At 41.5% G+C, this 15266-nt stretch carries 13 protein-coding genes; 7 read left to right on the top strand and 6 right to left on the bottom strand.

Annotated features, from left to right (window positions below; translation table 11 throughout):
• Window positions 1-94 precede the first annotated feature (94 nt).
• The 3 genes from AC0SAP_RS05330 to AC0SAP_RS05320 all read right to left on the bottom strand — a co-directional run bounded on the left by AC0SAP_RS05330 (window position 95) and on the right by AC0SAP_RS05320 (window position 3687).
• Window positions 95-1573 (bottom strand): Ppx/GppA phosphatase family protein, encoded by a 1479-nt coding sequence (locus AC0SAP_RS05330; protein ID WP_286483034.1) that lies wholly within the window; start codon window positions 1571-1573, stop codon window positions 95-97.
• A gap of 46 nt (window positions 1574-1619) precedes the next feature.
• Window positions 1620-2402, bottom strand: a complete 783-nt coding sequence (gene rsmA / locus AC0SAP_RS05325) for a 16S rRNA (adenine(1518)-N(6)/adenine(1519)-N(6))-dimethyltransferase RsmA (RefSeq protein ID WP_286483033.1) — start codon at window positions 2400-2402, stop codon at window positions 1620-1622.
• A 292-nt stretch (window positions 2403-2694) separates the two neighbouring features.
• Window positions 2695-3687, bottom strand: coding sequence for a peptidylprolyl isomerase (locus tag AC0SAP_RS05320; protein WP_473383280.1), 993 nt, complete (start codon window positions 3685-3687; stop codon window positions 2695-2697).
• Window positions 3688-3857: 170 nt separating this feature from the next.
• Between AC0SAP_RS05320 and AC0SAP_RS05315 the strand changes: the two genes are divergently transcribed.
• The 7 genes from AC0SAP_RS05315 to ppnN all read left to right on the top strand — a co-directional run bounded on the left by AC0SAP_RS05315 (window position 3858) and on the right by ppnN (window position 12808).
• A complete protein-coding gene (locus AC0SAP_RS05315) occupies window positions 3858-4442 on the top strand; it encodes a ProQ/FINO family protein (protein ID WP_473383279.1) in 585 nt (194 codons plus the stop codon).
• Between the two features lie 177 nt (window positions 4443-4619).
• The gene (gene argS / locus AC0SAP_RS05310) at window positions 4620-6338 is read left to right on the top strand and encodes an arginine--tRNA ligase (RefSeq protein WP_473383278.1); all 1719 of its coding nucleotides are present in this window, start codon (window positions 4620-4622) and stop codon (window positions 6336-6338) included.
• A gap of 52 nt (window positions 6339-6390) precedes the next feature.
• Window positions 6391-7137, top strand: coding sequence for an SPOR domain-containing protein (locus tag AC0SAP_RS05305; RefSeq protein ID WP_473383276.1), 747 nt, complete (start codon window positions 6391-6393; stop codon window positions 7135-7137).
• A gap of 233 nt (window positions 7138-7370) precedes the next feature.
• On the top strand, window positions 7371-7940 hold the full coding sequence (locus AC0SAP_RS05300; RefSeq protein WP_094567653.1) for a single-stranded DNA-binding protein: 570 nt from the start codon (window positions 7371-7373) through the stop codon (window positions 7938-7940).
• Window positions 7941-8082: 142 nt separating this feature from the next.
• Window positions 8083-8691, top strand: coding sequence for a 5-formyltetrahydrofolate cyclo-ligase (locus tag AC0SAP_RS05295; RefSeq protein ID WP_473383275.1), 609 nt, complete (start codon window positions 8083-8085; stop codon window positions 8689-8691).
• A 103-nt stretch (window positions 8692-8794) separates the two neighbouring features.
• Window positions 8795-10978 carry a YccS family putative transporter gene (gene yccS / locus AC0SAP_RS05290; RefSeq protein ID WP_473383274.1) on the top strand — a complete coding sequence of 728 codons (2184 nt, stop codon included), beginning with the start codon at window positions 8795-8797 and terminating at the stop codon, window positions 10976-10978.
• A 420-nt stretch (window positions 10979-11398) separates the two neighbouring features.
• On the top strand, window positions 11399-12808 hold the full coding sequence (gene ppnN, locus AC0SAP_RS05285) for a nucleotide 5'-monophosphate nucleosidase PpnN (protein ID WP_286483025.1): 1410 nt from the start codon (window positions 11399-11401) through the stop codon (window positions 12806-12808).
• Between the two features lie 119 nt (window positions 12809-12927).
• Here the strand turns inward: ppnN and AC0SAP_RS05280 are convergent, their stop codons facing one another.
• The 3 genes from AC0SAP_RS05280 to groL all read right to left on the bottom strand — a co-directional run bounded on the left by AC0SAP_RS05280 (window position 12928) and on the right by groL (window position 15246).
• Window positions 12928-13170 carry a hypothetical protein gene (locus AC0SAP_RS05280; RefSeq protein ID WP_473383272.1) on the bottom strand — a complete coding sequence of 81 codons (243 nt, stop codon included), beginning with the start codon at window positions 13168-13170 and terminating at the stop codon, window positions 12928-12930.
• Window positions 13171-13218: 48 nt separating this feature from the next.
• On the bottom strand, window positions 13219-13476 hold the full coding sequence (locus AC0SAP_RS05275; RefSeq protein ID WP_473383271.1) for a hypothetical protein: 258 nt from the start codon (window positions 13474-13476) through the stop codon (window positions 13219-13221).
• Between the two features lie 126 nt (window positions 13477-13602).
• Window positions 13603-15246, bottom strand: coding sequence for a chaperonin GroEL (groL, locus tag AC0SAP_RS05270; RefSeq protein ID WP_286483021.1), 1644 nt, complete (start codon window positions 15244-15246; stop codon window positions 13603-13605).
• Window positions 15247-15266 lie beyond the last annotated feature (20 nt).

Here is a 15266-nt window from a genome sequence, read left to right as displayed (position 1 = left end):
TTAAAATCTTTAAAATCTTTAAAATCTTTAAAGTCTTTGAACTTTTTAAAATTCCAACAGAACTAATATCGCTAACATCTTTAAAGTCTGCTCACTACCAAGTAAGATCAATGCCCGCTTGACGCAAGAAACGTCGCTCACTTGAGAGATCTTCTTGAAAGAGAGGATGCTCTTTTAACCAATTCTCCTCAAAATGGAGTTCAATCTCCTTATCTGACACAATAATCTCTACCGCCGGTGATTCTTGTAAATAACGACCGCGGTTAAAGAGGACCGAAACACGAAGCAGAAGTGTCACCTTCAACAGATATTCGGGAAGGCCAATAAAATCATCAAGATCTATTTTTCGTTGATGATTGCGAATAATAGTGGCTAAAATTCGCTGATCTTGCTTACTAAAACCATCTAGATCGGCATGCTCAACAAGATAGGCAGAGTGACGAAAATGACGATGATGAGAGATCGACAAACCGATCTCATGAAGATAAGAGGCCCATTTAAGGTAACGGAGCGCCTCCTCATTGAGGGTAATCTTCTCCCCTTCTCGATTCTTCAACATCTTTGCTAATTTGAGACTACTGATAGCAACCCGGCGTGCCTGCCCTTCATCAGCCCCCAGTCGAGTAATAAGACTATTGATGGTCTCATCTCGGCGATCTTTCTGTTGGACTCGCCCTAAAAGATCAAAAAGAATCCCCTCTCGCAATGCCACATTTGTCACGGACATTTGCTTAATCGAAAGAATTTTAAAAGCCGCCTGTAAAATCACTAAACCGGCACCAATTACATCTGCCCGCAATTCACTAATATCGAAAAATTTAGCAATCTTCTTAACAGATCCTAAAGCGATAAACTTACGCACAAGCCTTTTAAGTGCTTCTCTTGTAATCACCTCATCCTCAAAACCTAAATAGGTGATCAAGGTCCCAATTGTTTTAATAGTGCCAGATGTCCCAATAAAATAAGCATCTTTGTACGGTATAAGGTAACGGAGCGATTGCAATTCCGACTCAATATAGATCAGCGCCTGCTCATATCCCTGCTGAGTAAAAGCTCTGTCAGGAAAGAAACGGCGAGTCATATTGACACAGCCCACATCACGGCTATAAGCCGATTTAATACTATTCTGATGACCTAAGATAAATTCGGTACTTCCCCCACCAATATCCATCACAAAAAGATCTTGATTCTCAACATGCACATATTGAGAAACGCCCAGATAGATCAGACGCGCTTCTTCTCGACCAGAGATGATATCAATAGGTAGACCTAAAGCCGCTTCCGCCTCTTTAATAAAGTGAGGATCTTTCATCTTTCGAAGCGTTAACGTCCCCACAGCCCGGCAATTTTGAGGGGCAATATTGACTAAACGCTCTCGAAACATCCGTAGACAGTGAAGTGCCCGCTCTCTGACAACAGGATCAATCCCGCCACCATCGAGTAGACCATATCCTAACTGCACCATCTCCTTAATGCGATCGACCACCATGATTCTGCCATGATCTTCCTGCATTACTGCCATATGAAAACTATTCGAGCCTAAATCAATAACAGCATAGATATTCTCTTTCATGCCTACTCCATTAATCCATTAGCTATCTACTTTAGAGCGCTATCCTCTAACTTCGTTCAGCTAAATAGTTACTTAAACGGACAAAATCTTCGATCTCTAAATTTTCTGCCCGAATTTTAGGATCAATATCGAGTGCTTCAATCTCTGCCTCACTCATCAATCCTTTTAAGTTATTACGTAACATCTTTCTTTTCATGGCAAAAGCGGCCTTTACTACATCAAAAAAGAGCGCATCACTCTTAATGCCGTAAGGATTTCCCTGATAAGGGATCAATCGTACAAATTGACTCATCACCTTCGGTGCAGGATCAAATGCATGAGGTGGGATCTCCAAAAGTGGGACGACCTCACAATAGCGTTGTACCATAATAGAGAGCCGGCCAAATGCTGATTCTCCTGACTGCGCCGCCATGCGGTCAATCACCTCTTTTTGAAGCATAAAGTGCATATCTTCGATCAACTCAACATGGACAAGTAGATGAAAGATAATAGGTGTTGAGATGTTATAGGGAAGATTTCCAACAACACGAAGTTTCTTTCCTTCGTCACACAACTGAGCTAAATCAACTTGTAACACATCTTGGTTAATAACCGTCAAACCTCGTAATGACTCTAGATAAGCGATGAGATCACGATCTAGCTCAATCACGGTCATCTCTTTTGCGGCGGCAAGAAGTGGACGCGTCATCGCACCAAGACCAGGCCCTATCTCAACCACTCTGTCGCCTGGCTCTGGCATAATGGCATCCACAATTTGAAAGATAATGCTCTCATCTACCAAAAAGTTTTGTCCAAATCGTTTCCGGGCTTTATGTTGTGGTTTATTCATCTCTTATAACCTTTATTTTATCTCTACTATCAATCTCAATCTTGAGCATGATGCTAACTTTTATAATACTTACCAAAGCTGAGAGCGCTTACGATTCTTACAATTTAAAAAAGAAGACTTTACAAAACAGATAGCGCCCTTGCTCGCCCCTGACCTCTTCTATTGTATCCTACTCTCTCTATTTTAAAGGGTTATCCCTATTCTGACTATAAAAAAGAGCTCCGGTACCCTTCTCTGGATTATCGGAGCTCTCTCTTATGATCTTTTTTATGACCTTTCTTATGATTTTTGTCTACTGCTTTGTTGGCGTTCCCACATGCTTCTCAATATGGACATCCGACAACATTCTATTGAGCCACTCATCAAAAGTATCGCCCGCTTTCTTACGGAAATAGAATTCACGCGCAACATTACGAATGGTCTCATCATCTTGGAAACCTTTACGACGCTCTTCTACCTTAATAAGGTGGTAGCCATATGGCGTTCTTACAGGTTGACTAATTTCACCAATCGGAAGCGTCATCATTGTCTTCTCAAAAGTAGGTGCTAATTGGCCAACACCCACCCAACCTAAATCACCATCTTGCGCCGCAGAGAAGGGATCTTGTGAGTTTGCACGAGCGATATCTTCAAATGTCCCATCTCCAGAGATAATACGATCTCTAAGACGATTCGCTTCCTGTAACGCTTTTTCTTCCGACTTATCTTTATTCACAGCAACTAAAATATGACTCACTTTATGTTGAGGCACATCTGCACGCATCATCTCCTCTTTAAGACGCTTAAATTCCGCTGTCTTCATATAGAGATCGAGCTCTTTTTCTGTAATATTGACCCCTTGGATCACCTGATTTTGTAAACGTGATGCTAACATCTGCCCACGAATATTTTCACGATATTGATTAAAGTCCATTCCTTGATAAGCAATATACTCTTTTAAGGTTGCAACATCTGTACCATTTCGCGCGGCAATATCCATAATTGCGGCATCAACTTCATTATTTTGAATATAAAGTCCGAGTTGTTTTGCAAATTGATCCTGAAATTTGCTCGTAATTAAGACACGAGCAACATGATCTTCGAGCTCTGTTCCACTCATTCTTTGATTCGGTGGCAGATAGGCCATCTCTTGCTTTGCAAGATCTAATTCCCGCTGCCAATCAGATAATGTGATAATGTCATTGTTGATCACTATCGCGATACCATCAACGGTTCCAAGACGCGCCATCGCACTTGGAAGGGATATAAACAATAAAGCTATCAAAGATAAAATACGCAGTTTCATAAAGGCTCACTTCTGAAAAATTCAATGAGTTATATCGATCTATTGCCTCTCTAAAGAGTCATCTCAACACTTGTGTAAACAGAAGAATTTTACCACCTTAATGCAATTATCGCTAAGATATAATAAAATTAGCCTTAGCAAAAATTTTATAGATCTAGGTTTTGGAAATAATGTCAAACGAAAATAATACACAACTAGAAGCATCGGCTCCACAAGAAGAGGTTCACCTCTCGCCGCAAGAAGCTCGTCAAAAACGTATCGAAATCTCACAACAGCTTCTCCAGAAGTTATCAGAAGAGTTTCCGAATATCTTTCCTAAGCCCAAGGATGGTCGTCCTGTAGCATTAGCGATCGGTATTCACAAGCAACTCATTCCGATCGTCACTGAATGGGGTTTTAGTGCGGTTAACCTTCGCTCTGCTCTCTCTTGGTATACCAAGCAGCTTCGTTATCAACAAGCAGTTGTCCATGCACCTCATAGAACGAATCTTGATGGTACAGAAGCAGAAGCAATTGATGATGAACATCGTGCTCTTGCTAAAGAGAACGTTGAAAAAATTCAAGCGATTCTTGCCAAGAAAAACCCCGAAAGAGCCAAAAAACGAGCTGAAAAACAGGCGCAAAAAGCACCTAAAAACCGTAAGCCGAAAGCAGCAAAATCATCTGCATCTGCTCCTAAAAGAGCAGCTGAAAAAGCACCTCAGCAGACGCTCGACGAGAAGATGCAATCACTCCTCAATAAATTCAATCAATAACACGAAGATTGCAAGAGTAGTATTCAAGAGTAGTATTAGATTCATCACGATTCTATTGAGTACATATCCTATCAATATGATATGTGCTCAAGATCGAAGGACTAATGACTACTCTCTCTTTTTTCTCTCGTATCTATCTCCCGTGTCTATTTTAATAGAGTAAACGTAAAATAACGTATGAAACAGATTCCTATCCGTATTATTAAACAGGCCCTTCAACAGGTTGCAGAAAATGAGCAGGTCGAGATCGATCTCGCACTCGCTGATAAGAGCGTTGAGAGAACTCGCGATCTTAGCCATGGGGACTTTGCAAGTAATATTGCAATGATGTCTGCTCGCGCCTTTAAGAGCAATCCTCGTGCATTAGCTGAGAAGATTGTCGATGCAATCGGAGAGCAGCCTGAAATTGAAAAGATTGAGATCGCAGGTCCTGGCTTTCTTAACTTTACCTTCAAACCCGAGGTCTACCATCACGAGCTACAAAATGTTCTTACCAAAAGAGCACAATATGGGCATAACGAGAGTGGCGATCGGGAAAAAGTACAGATTGAATTTGTTTCTGCAAATCCCACAGGTCCCCTCCATGTCGGCCATGGTCGAGGCGCAGCAGTAGGCGACTCTATCGCCCGCTTACTTGAGGCAAATGGCTTCGATGTTACGCGTGAATTTTACTACAACGATGCCGGCGCTCAGATCGATAATCTTGCCGCTTCAGTCAAAGCGCGCATTGATGGTAAAACCCCTGAAGATAAGGGCTGGCCTGAAGATGGTTATCGCGGGGAATATATTATCGATATCGCAAAGAGCTATCTAGCAAAAGAGAGCGTTGCAGCGGATGATCGCGAAATCACCGCATCGGGTGATCCTGAAGATCTAGAGAATATCCGTAACTTTGCCGTTGCCTATCTTCGCCGGGAGCAAGATCTAGACCTTAAAGCGTTCGACATCAATTTCGATGTCTACTACCTAGAGTCCTCTCTCTATAAAGATGGCTCTGTTGATCGCGTTGTTGAACGATTAATTGAGAAAGGAGTCACCTATGAAGAGGAGGGAGCGCTCTGGTTAAAGACAACAGAATATGGCGATGATAAAGATCGTGTTATGCGCAAAAAAGAGGGTGGATATACCTATTTTGTCCCAGATGTTGCTTACCATGAGAAAAAATGGGAACGTGGCTTCCGCTTTGTCATTAATGAACAAGGTGCAGATCATCACGGCACAATCTCCCGTGTAAGAGCGGGGCTTCAAGCGCTTGATATCGGTATTCCTCAAGGATGGCCGGAATATATCCTTCATCAAATGGTGATGGTATTGAGAGATGGCAAAGAGGTAAAAATCTCCAAACGTGCTGGATCTTACGTCACATTACGTGATCTGATTGATGAGGTCGGAAAAGATGCAACACGCTACTTCTTAGCGGCACGTAATCCTGATTCTCAACTTCAATTTGATATCGATCTTGCGCTCTCTCAATCGAGCGATAATCCGGTCTACTATATTCAATATGCACATGCTCGTATCTGCTCAATCTTGGCAGAAAGAGAGAAGCGTGATCACAATTTTGATGCAGAATTTGCGGCAAAACATCTCTCTCTACTAACAGCTACCGCTGAATATCGCTTAATGCGTACCCTCTCTAGCTTTGGAGAGATGGTTGCAACTGCCGGTAGAAATCGAGCACCTCATCTGATCGCAAATTATCTCCAAGAGCTCGCAGCAGATGTTCATAGCTATTACAATGCAAAAGATGAATCTGGAAATGCCATTCGTATCTTAACTGATAATGAGTCAGAAAAAGGGCTACAAGATGCTAAGCTCTATCTCTTGATGGCTGCGAAACAAGTTCTTGCAAATGGATTAACACTATTAGGCCTCTCGGCACCAACAAAGATGTAATATAAAGATATAATACATCGTTGTAACTTCAATCCTAAGTGATGCGCAAAGTATGCCAAAAATAGATCAAGTACAGATAAAAGGACAATGGAGAAGAGTTAAATCTTTTCTCCGCTTCTTCCGTAGAACTCCCACTCGAGGGGAGTTCATTGTCTATGTGATCATTGTTGCTGCAGTGATCGCGATCTCCCTCTTTTTTGCCCATCATGCAGAAAAAAAAGCAGCAGAGAAAGAGGCGCGACGCATCGCACAAGAAGAGCGAGCATTAGCGCGGGAACTTGAGAAGCAAAAGCCCTTTTCTCCTGAAGAGATTCAGATTCCAGAATCGGAGTTCTCTTTCTATGAGCAACTCGCTAATCGCTCCTTCCATATGGCAGGAGAAGAGACTATTGGCGGGCGCAACCTTAGTGAAGTACCGATGATCCCTAAAGAAGAGAAAAAGCCTCTTAAATTTGAATTGATCAGCCAACCCTCCGGATATGAATCGGTGGATAAAGAGATCAAAAATGAGTTAGCACTTGAGTTACTCTCTGTCTCCGAATATGTTGCTCCTGAGCCAGATCGCGATCAAGGTGTTCAGAAAAAGCTACAAACCGGTAGCTTCTCCTCTACTTTTGAAGCAAATATTCATAAATCACAGTTGGAGTCGATGGGGTATACGCCAACAGTCAATAAAATCACCGTTAATGGGAAAACCGTTTACCGCGTTCAAATTGGCCCATTTAGTCCGAGAGATTTAGCACAGACAAAGCGGAACCTCGATGAACAGAGAATCCCCTTTATTGAAGTTAGACCCTAATTAATCTTCTCTCTACTACGCTTATCGCTGACAAACGATATCGATTATAAGATGGGATTTTTATCAAATATCAAGCTGTTATCAAACTGTTATCAGAATAATTACACTCTGATAATAGTTGATGATCTAATCATATTCATTGTCACCCAATAAATTTAAAATAACGCACAAATAGCGTATAGTGTGACAATACAATACTATTTATACTCATTACATGATTTAAGGTTTTTACTATGTCTCGTGGAATTAATAAAGTTATTCTTGTTGGTCGTCTCGGTAATGACCCTGATGTTCGTTACACTGCTGCAGGTAGCGCTGTTACCACCATCTCTGTTGCAACATCAGAGAGTTGGAAAGATCGTAATACTGGACAACAGCAAGAGCGCACCGAATGGCACCGCGTTGTCTTTTTCGGTCGCTTAGCAGAAATTGCTGGGCAATATCTTAAAAAAGGAAGCCAAGTCTATGTAGAGGGTTCTCTTCGGACTAATAAATATACCGATAAAAATGGTATTGAGCGCTACTCTACCGACATCAATGCAAATGAGCTACAGATGTTAGGCGGCGGTGGTGGCGGTGGCAATAACTTTGGAGGTCCTGCCGCATCTTCTGGTTACCAAGACTTTAATCAAGCACCGCAACAAGACACTTATGGTGGATCACAACAAGCACCTCGCCCACAACAAAACCAAGGCTATAACCAGAGCCAAAATCAAGGACAGAGTCAAGGATTTAATCAGCCCAAACAGCAAGAAAGTGGAATGGCTGACTTTGATGACTTCGATGACGATATCCCATTCTAGGCGAGACCTAAGAATAAGTAGTGCAATAATAAGCTTTAAACAGCCTAGCCCTTATATGCTAGGCTTTTTATTGTCCCCTCTTATCATCCCGTTTCCAGATTCTTTCTAGATTCTTCCTAAGTCTTAAAAGGAGCAACCTATCATGAAGATCGATCCTCCCCACAGTGCAGAGAAAGCAGAACTGAGAGATTATTTCAGCAATGCAAGAAGAGCCCTTTCAGATGATCAATATCGGCAATATTCACAAGAGATTTGCCGGCAACTTTTGAGCTACTTAATCGATCTAAAAAGTGAGCAACCCTCAGCAATACATCTCCATCTTTTCCTGCCGATAGAAGCTCAAAGAGAGGTCGATCTGCGTCCTCTACTCCCACACCTTTGGCAATACGATATCAGAGTTGCCGTTCCAAGAGTCAAGCAAGGGGCGCTTGAACATATCCCATTAACAGCAGAAACCAAATTAAAAACTAGTCGTTGGGGTATTCCTGAGCCGACTGAGGATTATAACCCCTTAACCGAGGAAGAGATCAACTCTATTACAACAGTTATTACCCCCCTTTTAACCTGTGATATAAAGGGACATCGCGTCGGTTATGGGGGCGGTTTTTATGATCAATTTTTTAAAACTTATCCCCATCTTATCAAGATTGGCGTCGGCTTCTTCCCACCTATTGAAAAGATATTGGATAGTTACCCAGGGGATATCCCTCTCGATTACTATCTCTACCCCAAAGAGCTGATCCGTTTCTAAGATAGAAGAGCAGGAATGAAAGGCTAAAAGAAGAGAGATGAGAGATACGACCGGACAATAGAGTGGTAAAATAGCCACTTCCCCTCGCTATGGAGATTATGAGATGAATAGAATGTTAGCCCTCACAAAAATTATGGCTCCTTTTTATAATAATTATCTTCTCTATAGTCTCAAGATATTGATCATTATGGTGGGCGTTGTACTGATCCCTATGGCACTGACCGGCGATCTTCAACTCTCCCCTATCTTAGGCGCTGTAGCGGCAGCACTCTCTGATCTAGATGACCATATTAAAGGCCGAATTAAAAATATTGGCTTAATTCTGCTCATCTTCTTTCTGGTAGCTACAACCGTCGAGCTCTTCTTTCCCTACCCACCACTCTTTCTCCTCCTCTGTACTTTAGGAACAAGCGCCTTGATTATGTTAGGTGCATTAGGAGAGCGTTATGCAACAACTGCCTTTGGAACTTTAGTCTTAATGGTCTATGCCATGCTCACTCTGGAACCAGATCGAGCTTGGTATATTCAACCATTAACACTGCTAACTGGCGCACTCTGGTATCATCTGATCTCTCTACTATTTCACCTGATCTGGCCTGCCCGTCCGATTACCGAATCATTGGGAGAAGCATATCGTGACCTGGCCCATTTTTTAGAACTTAAAGCACGTTTCTTCGACCCTGATGAGGGAGAGAGCATTCAAAAGTTGAAATTAAAACTCTCTATTGCCGGCAAAACATTAACAACGCGCCTCAATAGTATTAAGGGTGCTTTAATACGACGATTACAGAATGAGCAATCTAATCAGCCCTATTCAGAACTTCTCAATTACTACCTTGTAGCACAAGCGATCTACGAGCGCGCATCATCTATCCATGTAGAATATGAGATCCTGCATAAAGAGTTTCTCTATAGTGATCTACTCTTTCGCTATCAGCGTGTCATGATGCAGCAAGGAAATGCGGCTCAAAAGGTGGCCGAAGCTCTACTTCATAAAAAAGAGTATCTCTATCCACAATATCTCTCGCGCATCACGAGCCGTCTTGAAGAGACTACATTAAGACTCAAAAAAGATCATGCCGCATCAATCGAGATTATTATCTCGATCGAAAATATCCTTCATAACCTCAAACAGATCAATACTCTCCTTCTTAAGATGGAGAGCGGTTTAACAGATTCAGAGCTTTTTCAAAGAGAGATTAAAGCGCTACTTCCCACGAAGAAGAGCAGCAAAATAGCGTCTCTGAAAGACTCACTTCTCAATATCTATCAAACCATCAATGCCCATTTAACTAAAGAATCAGAAATTTTTCGTCATGCCGTCAGAATGGGCTTTGTCATGGGAGTAGGTTACCTCATAATCTGGGGAATTAATCTCGCTAATACCCATCTATTCGGGAATGGTCCTGTCACCAATCGCATCTACTGGATTGTCTTAACAGCCATTTTTGTCTGCCAGCCTAATGTGATTGTTACCAAAAGTCGTATCTTAAAACGGCTCTCCGGTACCTTTATTGGTGTCTTATTTACACTGCTCTTTCTTCAATTTTCACCCTCAACGTCATTGCAGGTCCTAGTGGTCATTGCAAGTAGCACCCTCTTTTTCAGCTTGAGTGCTCTAGGCTACTCTTTTACAACAGCCCTGATTACGATTATGGTCTTGATCAGTTTTAACCTCAATGATTATGCATTTATTGCTCCAGAGCGCTTAATTGATACCATTATTGGCTGTGCAATTGCTTGGTTTGCTGCACGCTTCATTCTTCCAGATTGGCGCTATCATAATATTCAACATGCTTATGAGAAAGTCGCCGAAAAAAATAGTGAATACTTAAGGGAGATTCAAGAGCAATATCATCAGGGGCGACATGATAGCTTAAGTTATCTCTCAACACGCGCCCGGGCAAATGAGGCTGATAGTGAATTAGCCGCACTCTTTGCTTCCTTATCAGAGACTAAAGGGAAAGATGAAGCTGTACTCTCAGAGCTCTTTCACAATCTCTGCCTCAACAATACCTTTTTAGGATACCTCTCCGCTCTTGGTGCCCATCGCTCCGCAATTGAGAATCAACAAGTCCTACAACTTTTAGATAAAACTGCCAACTTTATTATTCAAACATTACAACAACGACAATTTGATCAGCCAACCTATAGCCAATTAAAGAGAGAGATCGTTCAACAGCAGGATCAAAATCGAAGTGATTTAGCTTCCGCCCTACTACTCCAGCAGCTAACATTGTTACTTCGAACACTCCCCTCCTATCTTAAGGCACTCTTTAAAGCTTAAAATATTTAATCACGGTAGAAGAGATTAAGGATGCAATACTTAGTGATACAATGAACTATTAAACTAAAATAGTTAAAAGTATAAAATGAAAAGTAAAAGTGTTATTTAAAAGGTGTTATTAATTAGAAACTTTAATCAAAATTGGTATTAAAAGAATTATCAAAAGTGAGTGATAATAATTGAATGAGCATGATTTAATGAGAATAATGAAGAGTGAACTTATTAGCCTCTAGCTCAATCTCATCTAACTCAACCTTGTTCAACCTGGTTGTGATGTCATCCTTAAGTCATTACTCATTATGCGTTTGTCATTAATAGAGTTAATCACGCTGATAACATCGATAGCGTTGATAGCGAAAAAAAGTACTCACTCTTAATCTACCAATTATTAGAGTCCTATTCCTAAAGGAGTTTGTATATATGCCAAACCGTATTCGATACGATATCTATCCCCCAAAAGGATCGATGGATCTGATCTCACATACAGAGAGCGCTATCTTAAAAAAGACAGCAAAAGGGGAGCTCTACCCTCTCTTTAGAAACTGTACACTTGCTGTGCTCAATACTGGTAGCAAAACCGATAATCCTCAGCTCATTGCCAGTCAATATAAAGATTATGATATCGAATTAATTCGTACAGAGAGGGGAATTAAGCTACGCCTCTTCAATCCTCCACAAGAGGTCTTTGTAGATGGTAAATTAACCAATGTGATTCGACGCAATCTCTTTTCTGTCTTAAGAGATACCCTCTTTATCGATTCTGTCTCATCGCTCTATCATGAATATAAAAATGGAAATGATACCGGTTCACTCATTAAAGTTTCAGAGAATCAACGTAACTCTTTAACGACCGATTTTGTCTTTGCGATTTTACGAAATGCCAATGCTTTACTCACAGATCAAGATCCTAATATTATCGTCTGTTGGGGTGGGCACTCAATTAATGAGACTGAGTATGAATATGGATATGCGGTAGGCCAAGAATTGGGAGTTCGCCATCTTAATATCTGTACAGGATGTGGCCCGGGCGCCATGGAAGCACCTATGCGTGGTGCAGCAGTGGGTCATGCTCGCCAATCGAATAAAGAGAGTCGTTTTATCGGTATTACTGAAACCTCTATCATTGCAGCGGAACCTCCCAATCCTCTCGTCAATGAATTGATTGTTATGTCCGATATTGAGAAGCGCCTTGAAGCCTTTGTCCGCCTTGGGCATGGCATTATTATCTCCCCTGGTGGTGTCGGAACTGCGGAAGAGTTCTTCTATATCTTAGGTTTACTACTTCATCCTAAAAATAGAGATATCTGCCTCCCCCTCGTTTTAACAGGACCTAAAGAGAGTGAAAGCTACTTTAGAACGCTAGATGCCTTCATTGGTAAAACTTTAGGAGAAGAGGCACAAAAACTATATGAAATAATTATCGATGACCCCGCTGCAGTTGCTCGCAAAATGAAGCGATCCATGCCACAGGTTAAAGAGTGCCGAGAATTACGGGGTGATGCCTACTGCTTTAATTGGTTACTCACTATTCCTAAAGATTTTCAGCAACCTTTTATCCCAACGCATGAAAATATGGCAAAGCTCGATCTTCATCTCGATCAACCTAAAGCACAATTAGCCGCTAATCTACGTAAAGCCTTCTCCGGCCTTGTTGCAGGAAATGTTAAAGAGTTTGGTATCCGAGCAATTCAGGAAAATGGCCCCTTTGAGTTATCGGGAGATCCTGAATTAATGGAGATGATCGACCAACTATTAAGAGAGTTTGTTCTGCAGCAACGAATGAAACTCCCAGGGTCGGAATATACACCTTGCTATACCATCCGAAAATAGAATTAATAATAAACATTAAAACTAAAAGCTCACTTCAATTTAAAGTGAGCTCTTTTCTATCCCTTAAATAGCCATCAGGCTACTCTACAAATTAGATGGTCTAATTACTAGATGATTGGCTATCGAATATTTGCTTTTTTGAGAGCTTCTAACAATTGACGAATATTTTTCTGTGCAGTTAAATTACGAGCATCGATCGCTCTTGCCGTTCCAAGATAGGAGACTTTTAAAGGTGCTTCCGCCTCAGTTCTAATATCTCGGTTAAATAGAACTCTTCCTGTCGTCGCATCAACGAGCTGATAATTGACTTCCATAATTGTTGGGAAATGTAATCCAATACTTAATTGGCTAAATTTTAACACCGTCGCTTTTAAGTTCGCTTCTCGCTTCGTACCATTAAAAAGCTGTGATTAATCAAGGCTCTCTTGAAGCGCTTTTGCAAACGTCGATTTAAATTCTGCCTCAAAATGATTTTTATTCTCTAAATTAAAGAAGAAGTCATCACTCGGTGCATTTGATGCAATATTGACAGAGACATCTCCTAAGTGCATTAGGATTCTCTCCGCTTCTGTAACAGCGATCGACTCACCCTCTGATGTATATTGAAAATTGACGACTGTACAGCCCGTCATCAACAGTGCGAGAGATAATAGGGCGAGTTTCTTCATTACCGATTTTCCTAATGTTAAGAAAATGATGTCGTAGTAAAAAAGGGCCACACATCGTGTGACCCTTCTTCTTAAGCTACTTTTATTTTTTAATCTATCCCGAATAAGAAAGGGATTAGAGTGATATTACATCATGCCAGGCATTCCACCCATGCCGCCCATACCACCCATATCAGGCATACCGCCATCTTTCTTTGGTAGGTCTGCAATCATACACTCTGTTGTGATGATTAAAGAGGCAACGGAAGCTGCATTTTGGATTGCTGAACGAGTAACTTTAGTTGGATCTAAAATACCCATCTCAACCATGTCGCCATATTCACCTGTTGCTGCGTTATAACCGAAGGAATCAGTCTTACCTTCTTTAACCGCATTAAGAACAACATCCGCCGGCTCACCTGCATTCGTAACGATTTGACGAAGTGGTTCTTCCATCGCTCTAAGTGCTACACGAATACCTGCATCCTGCTCATCATTATCACCTTTAAGATCAGCAATACGCGTTAATGCACGAACAAGAGCAACACCACCACCTGGGACAATACCCTCTTCAACAGCGGCGCGAGTTGCATGAAGCGCATCTTCTACACGCACTTTCTTCTCTTTCATCTCAACTTCTGTTGCGGCACCTACCTGAATAACGGCAACACCGCCTGCAAGTTTAGCAACGCGCTCTTGAAGTTTCTCTTTATCATAATCAGATGTCGCTTCAACAATTTGTTGCTGAATTTGAGCAACGCGCGCATCGATCGCAGCCTTATCTCCATTACCATCAACAATTGTTGTCGTATCTTTATCAACTACAACACGTTTTGCGATACCAAGATCAGCTACTGTTGCTTTTTCTAAGCTCATACCGATCTCTTCAGAGATTACAGTACCACCTGTTAATACAGCGATATCTTCAAGCATCGCTTTACGACGATCACCAAATCCTGGAGCTTTAACAGCGGCAACCTTCACAATACCGCGCATGTTGTTGATTACGAGTGTTGCTAAAGCTTCACCTTCAACATCTTCTGCGATAATTAAGAGTGGGCGCCCCGCTTTTGCAACTTCTTCTAAGATAGTGATCATCTCACGGATGTTACCAATCTTCTTATCGCAGAGAAGAACAAATGGGTCTTCTAATTCAGCAGCCATCGATTCTTGATTATTGATGAAGTAAGGAGAGAGATAACCACGATCAAACTGCATACCTTCTACAGTCTCAAGCGAGTTTTCTAAACCTGAACCCTCTTCAACAGTAATGACGCCCTCTTTACCTACTTTCTGCATTGCTTTTGCGATAATTTCACCAATTTCCGCATCTGAGTTTGCAGAAATCGTACCGACTTGAGCAATTGACGTATCATCTTCACATGGTTTAGAGATATTACGAAGCTCTTCAACTGCCGCTGCTACCGCTTTATCGATACCACGTTTGATATCCATCGGATTCATCCCCGCAGCCACTGCTTTCATACCTTCACGAACAATCGCTTGTGCTAAGACAGTTGCTGTAGTTGTACCATCTCCAGCTGTATCTGCAGTTCTTGAAGAGACTTCACGAACCATCTGTGCGCCCATATTTTCAAACTTATCTTCAAGTTCAATTTCACGCGCAACAGAAACACCATCTTTTGTTACAACAGGTGCACCAAAGCTTTTATCTAAAACAACGTTACGACCTTTAGGGCCAAGCGTTACTTTTACTGCGTTTGCTAAGGTATTAATACCTGCAACCATCTTTTTACGAGCGTCTTCACCAAAACGTACTTCTTTAGCCATATCTATTAATTCCTTCTATG

This window comes from Ignatzschineria sp. PL_is040, from assembly GCF_055813795.1.
Note: the sequence above shows the minus strand (reverse complement) of the source record. Positions and strands in the feature narration are given on the sequence as shown.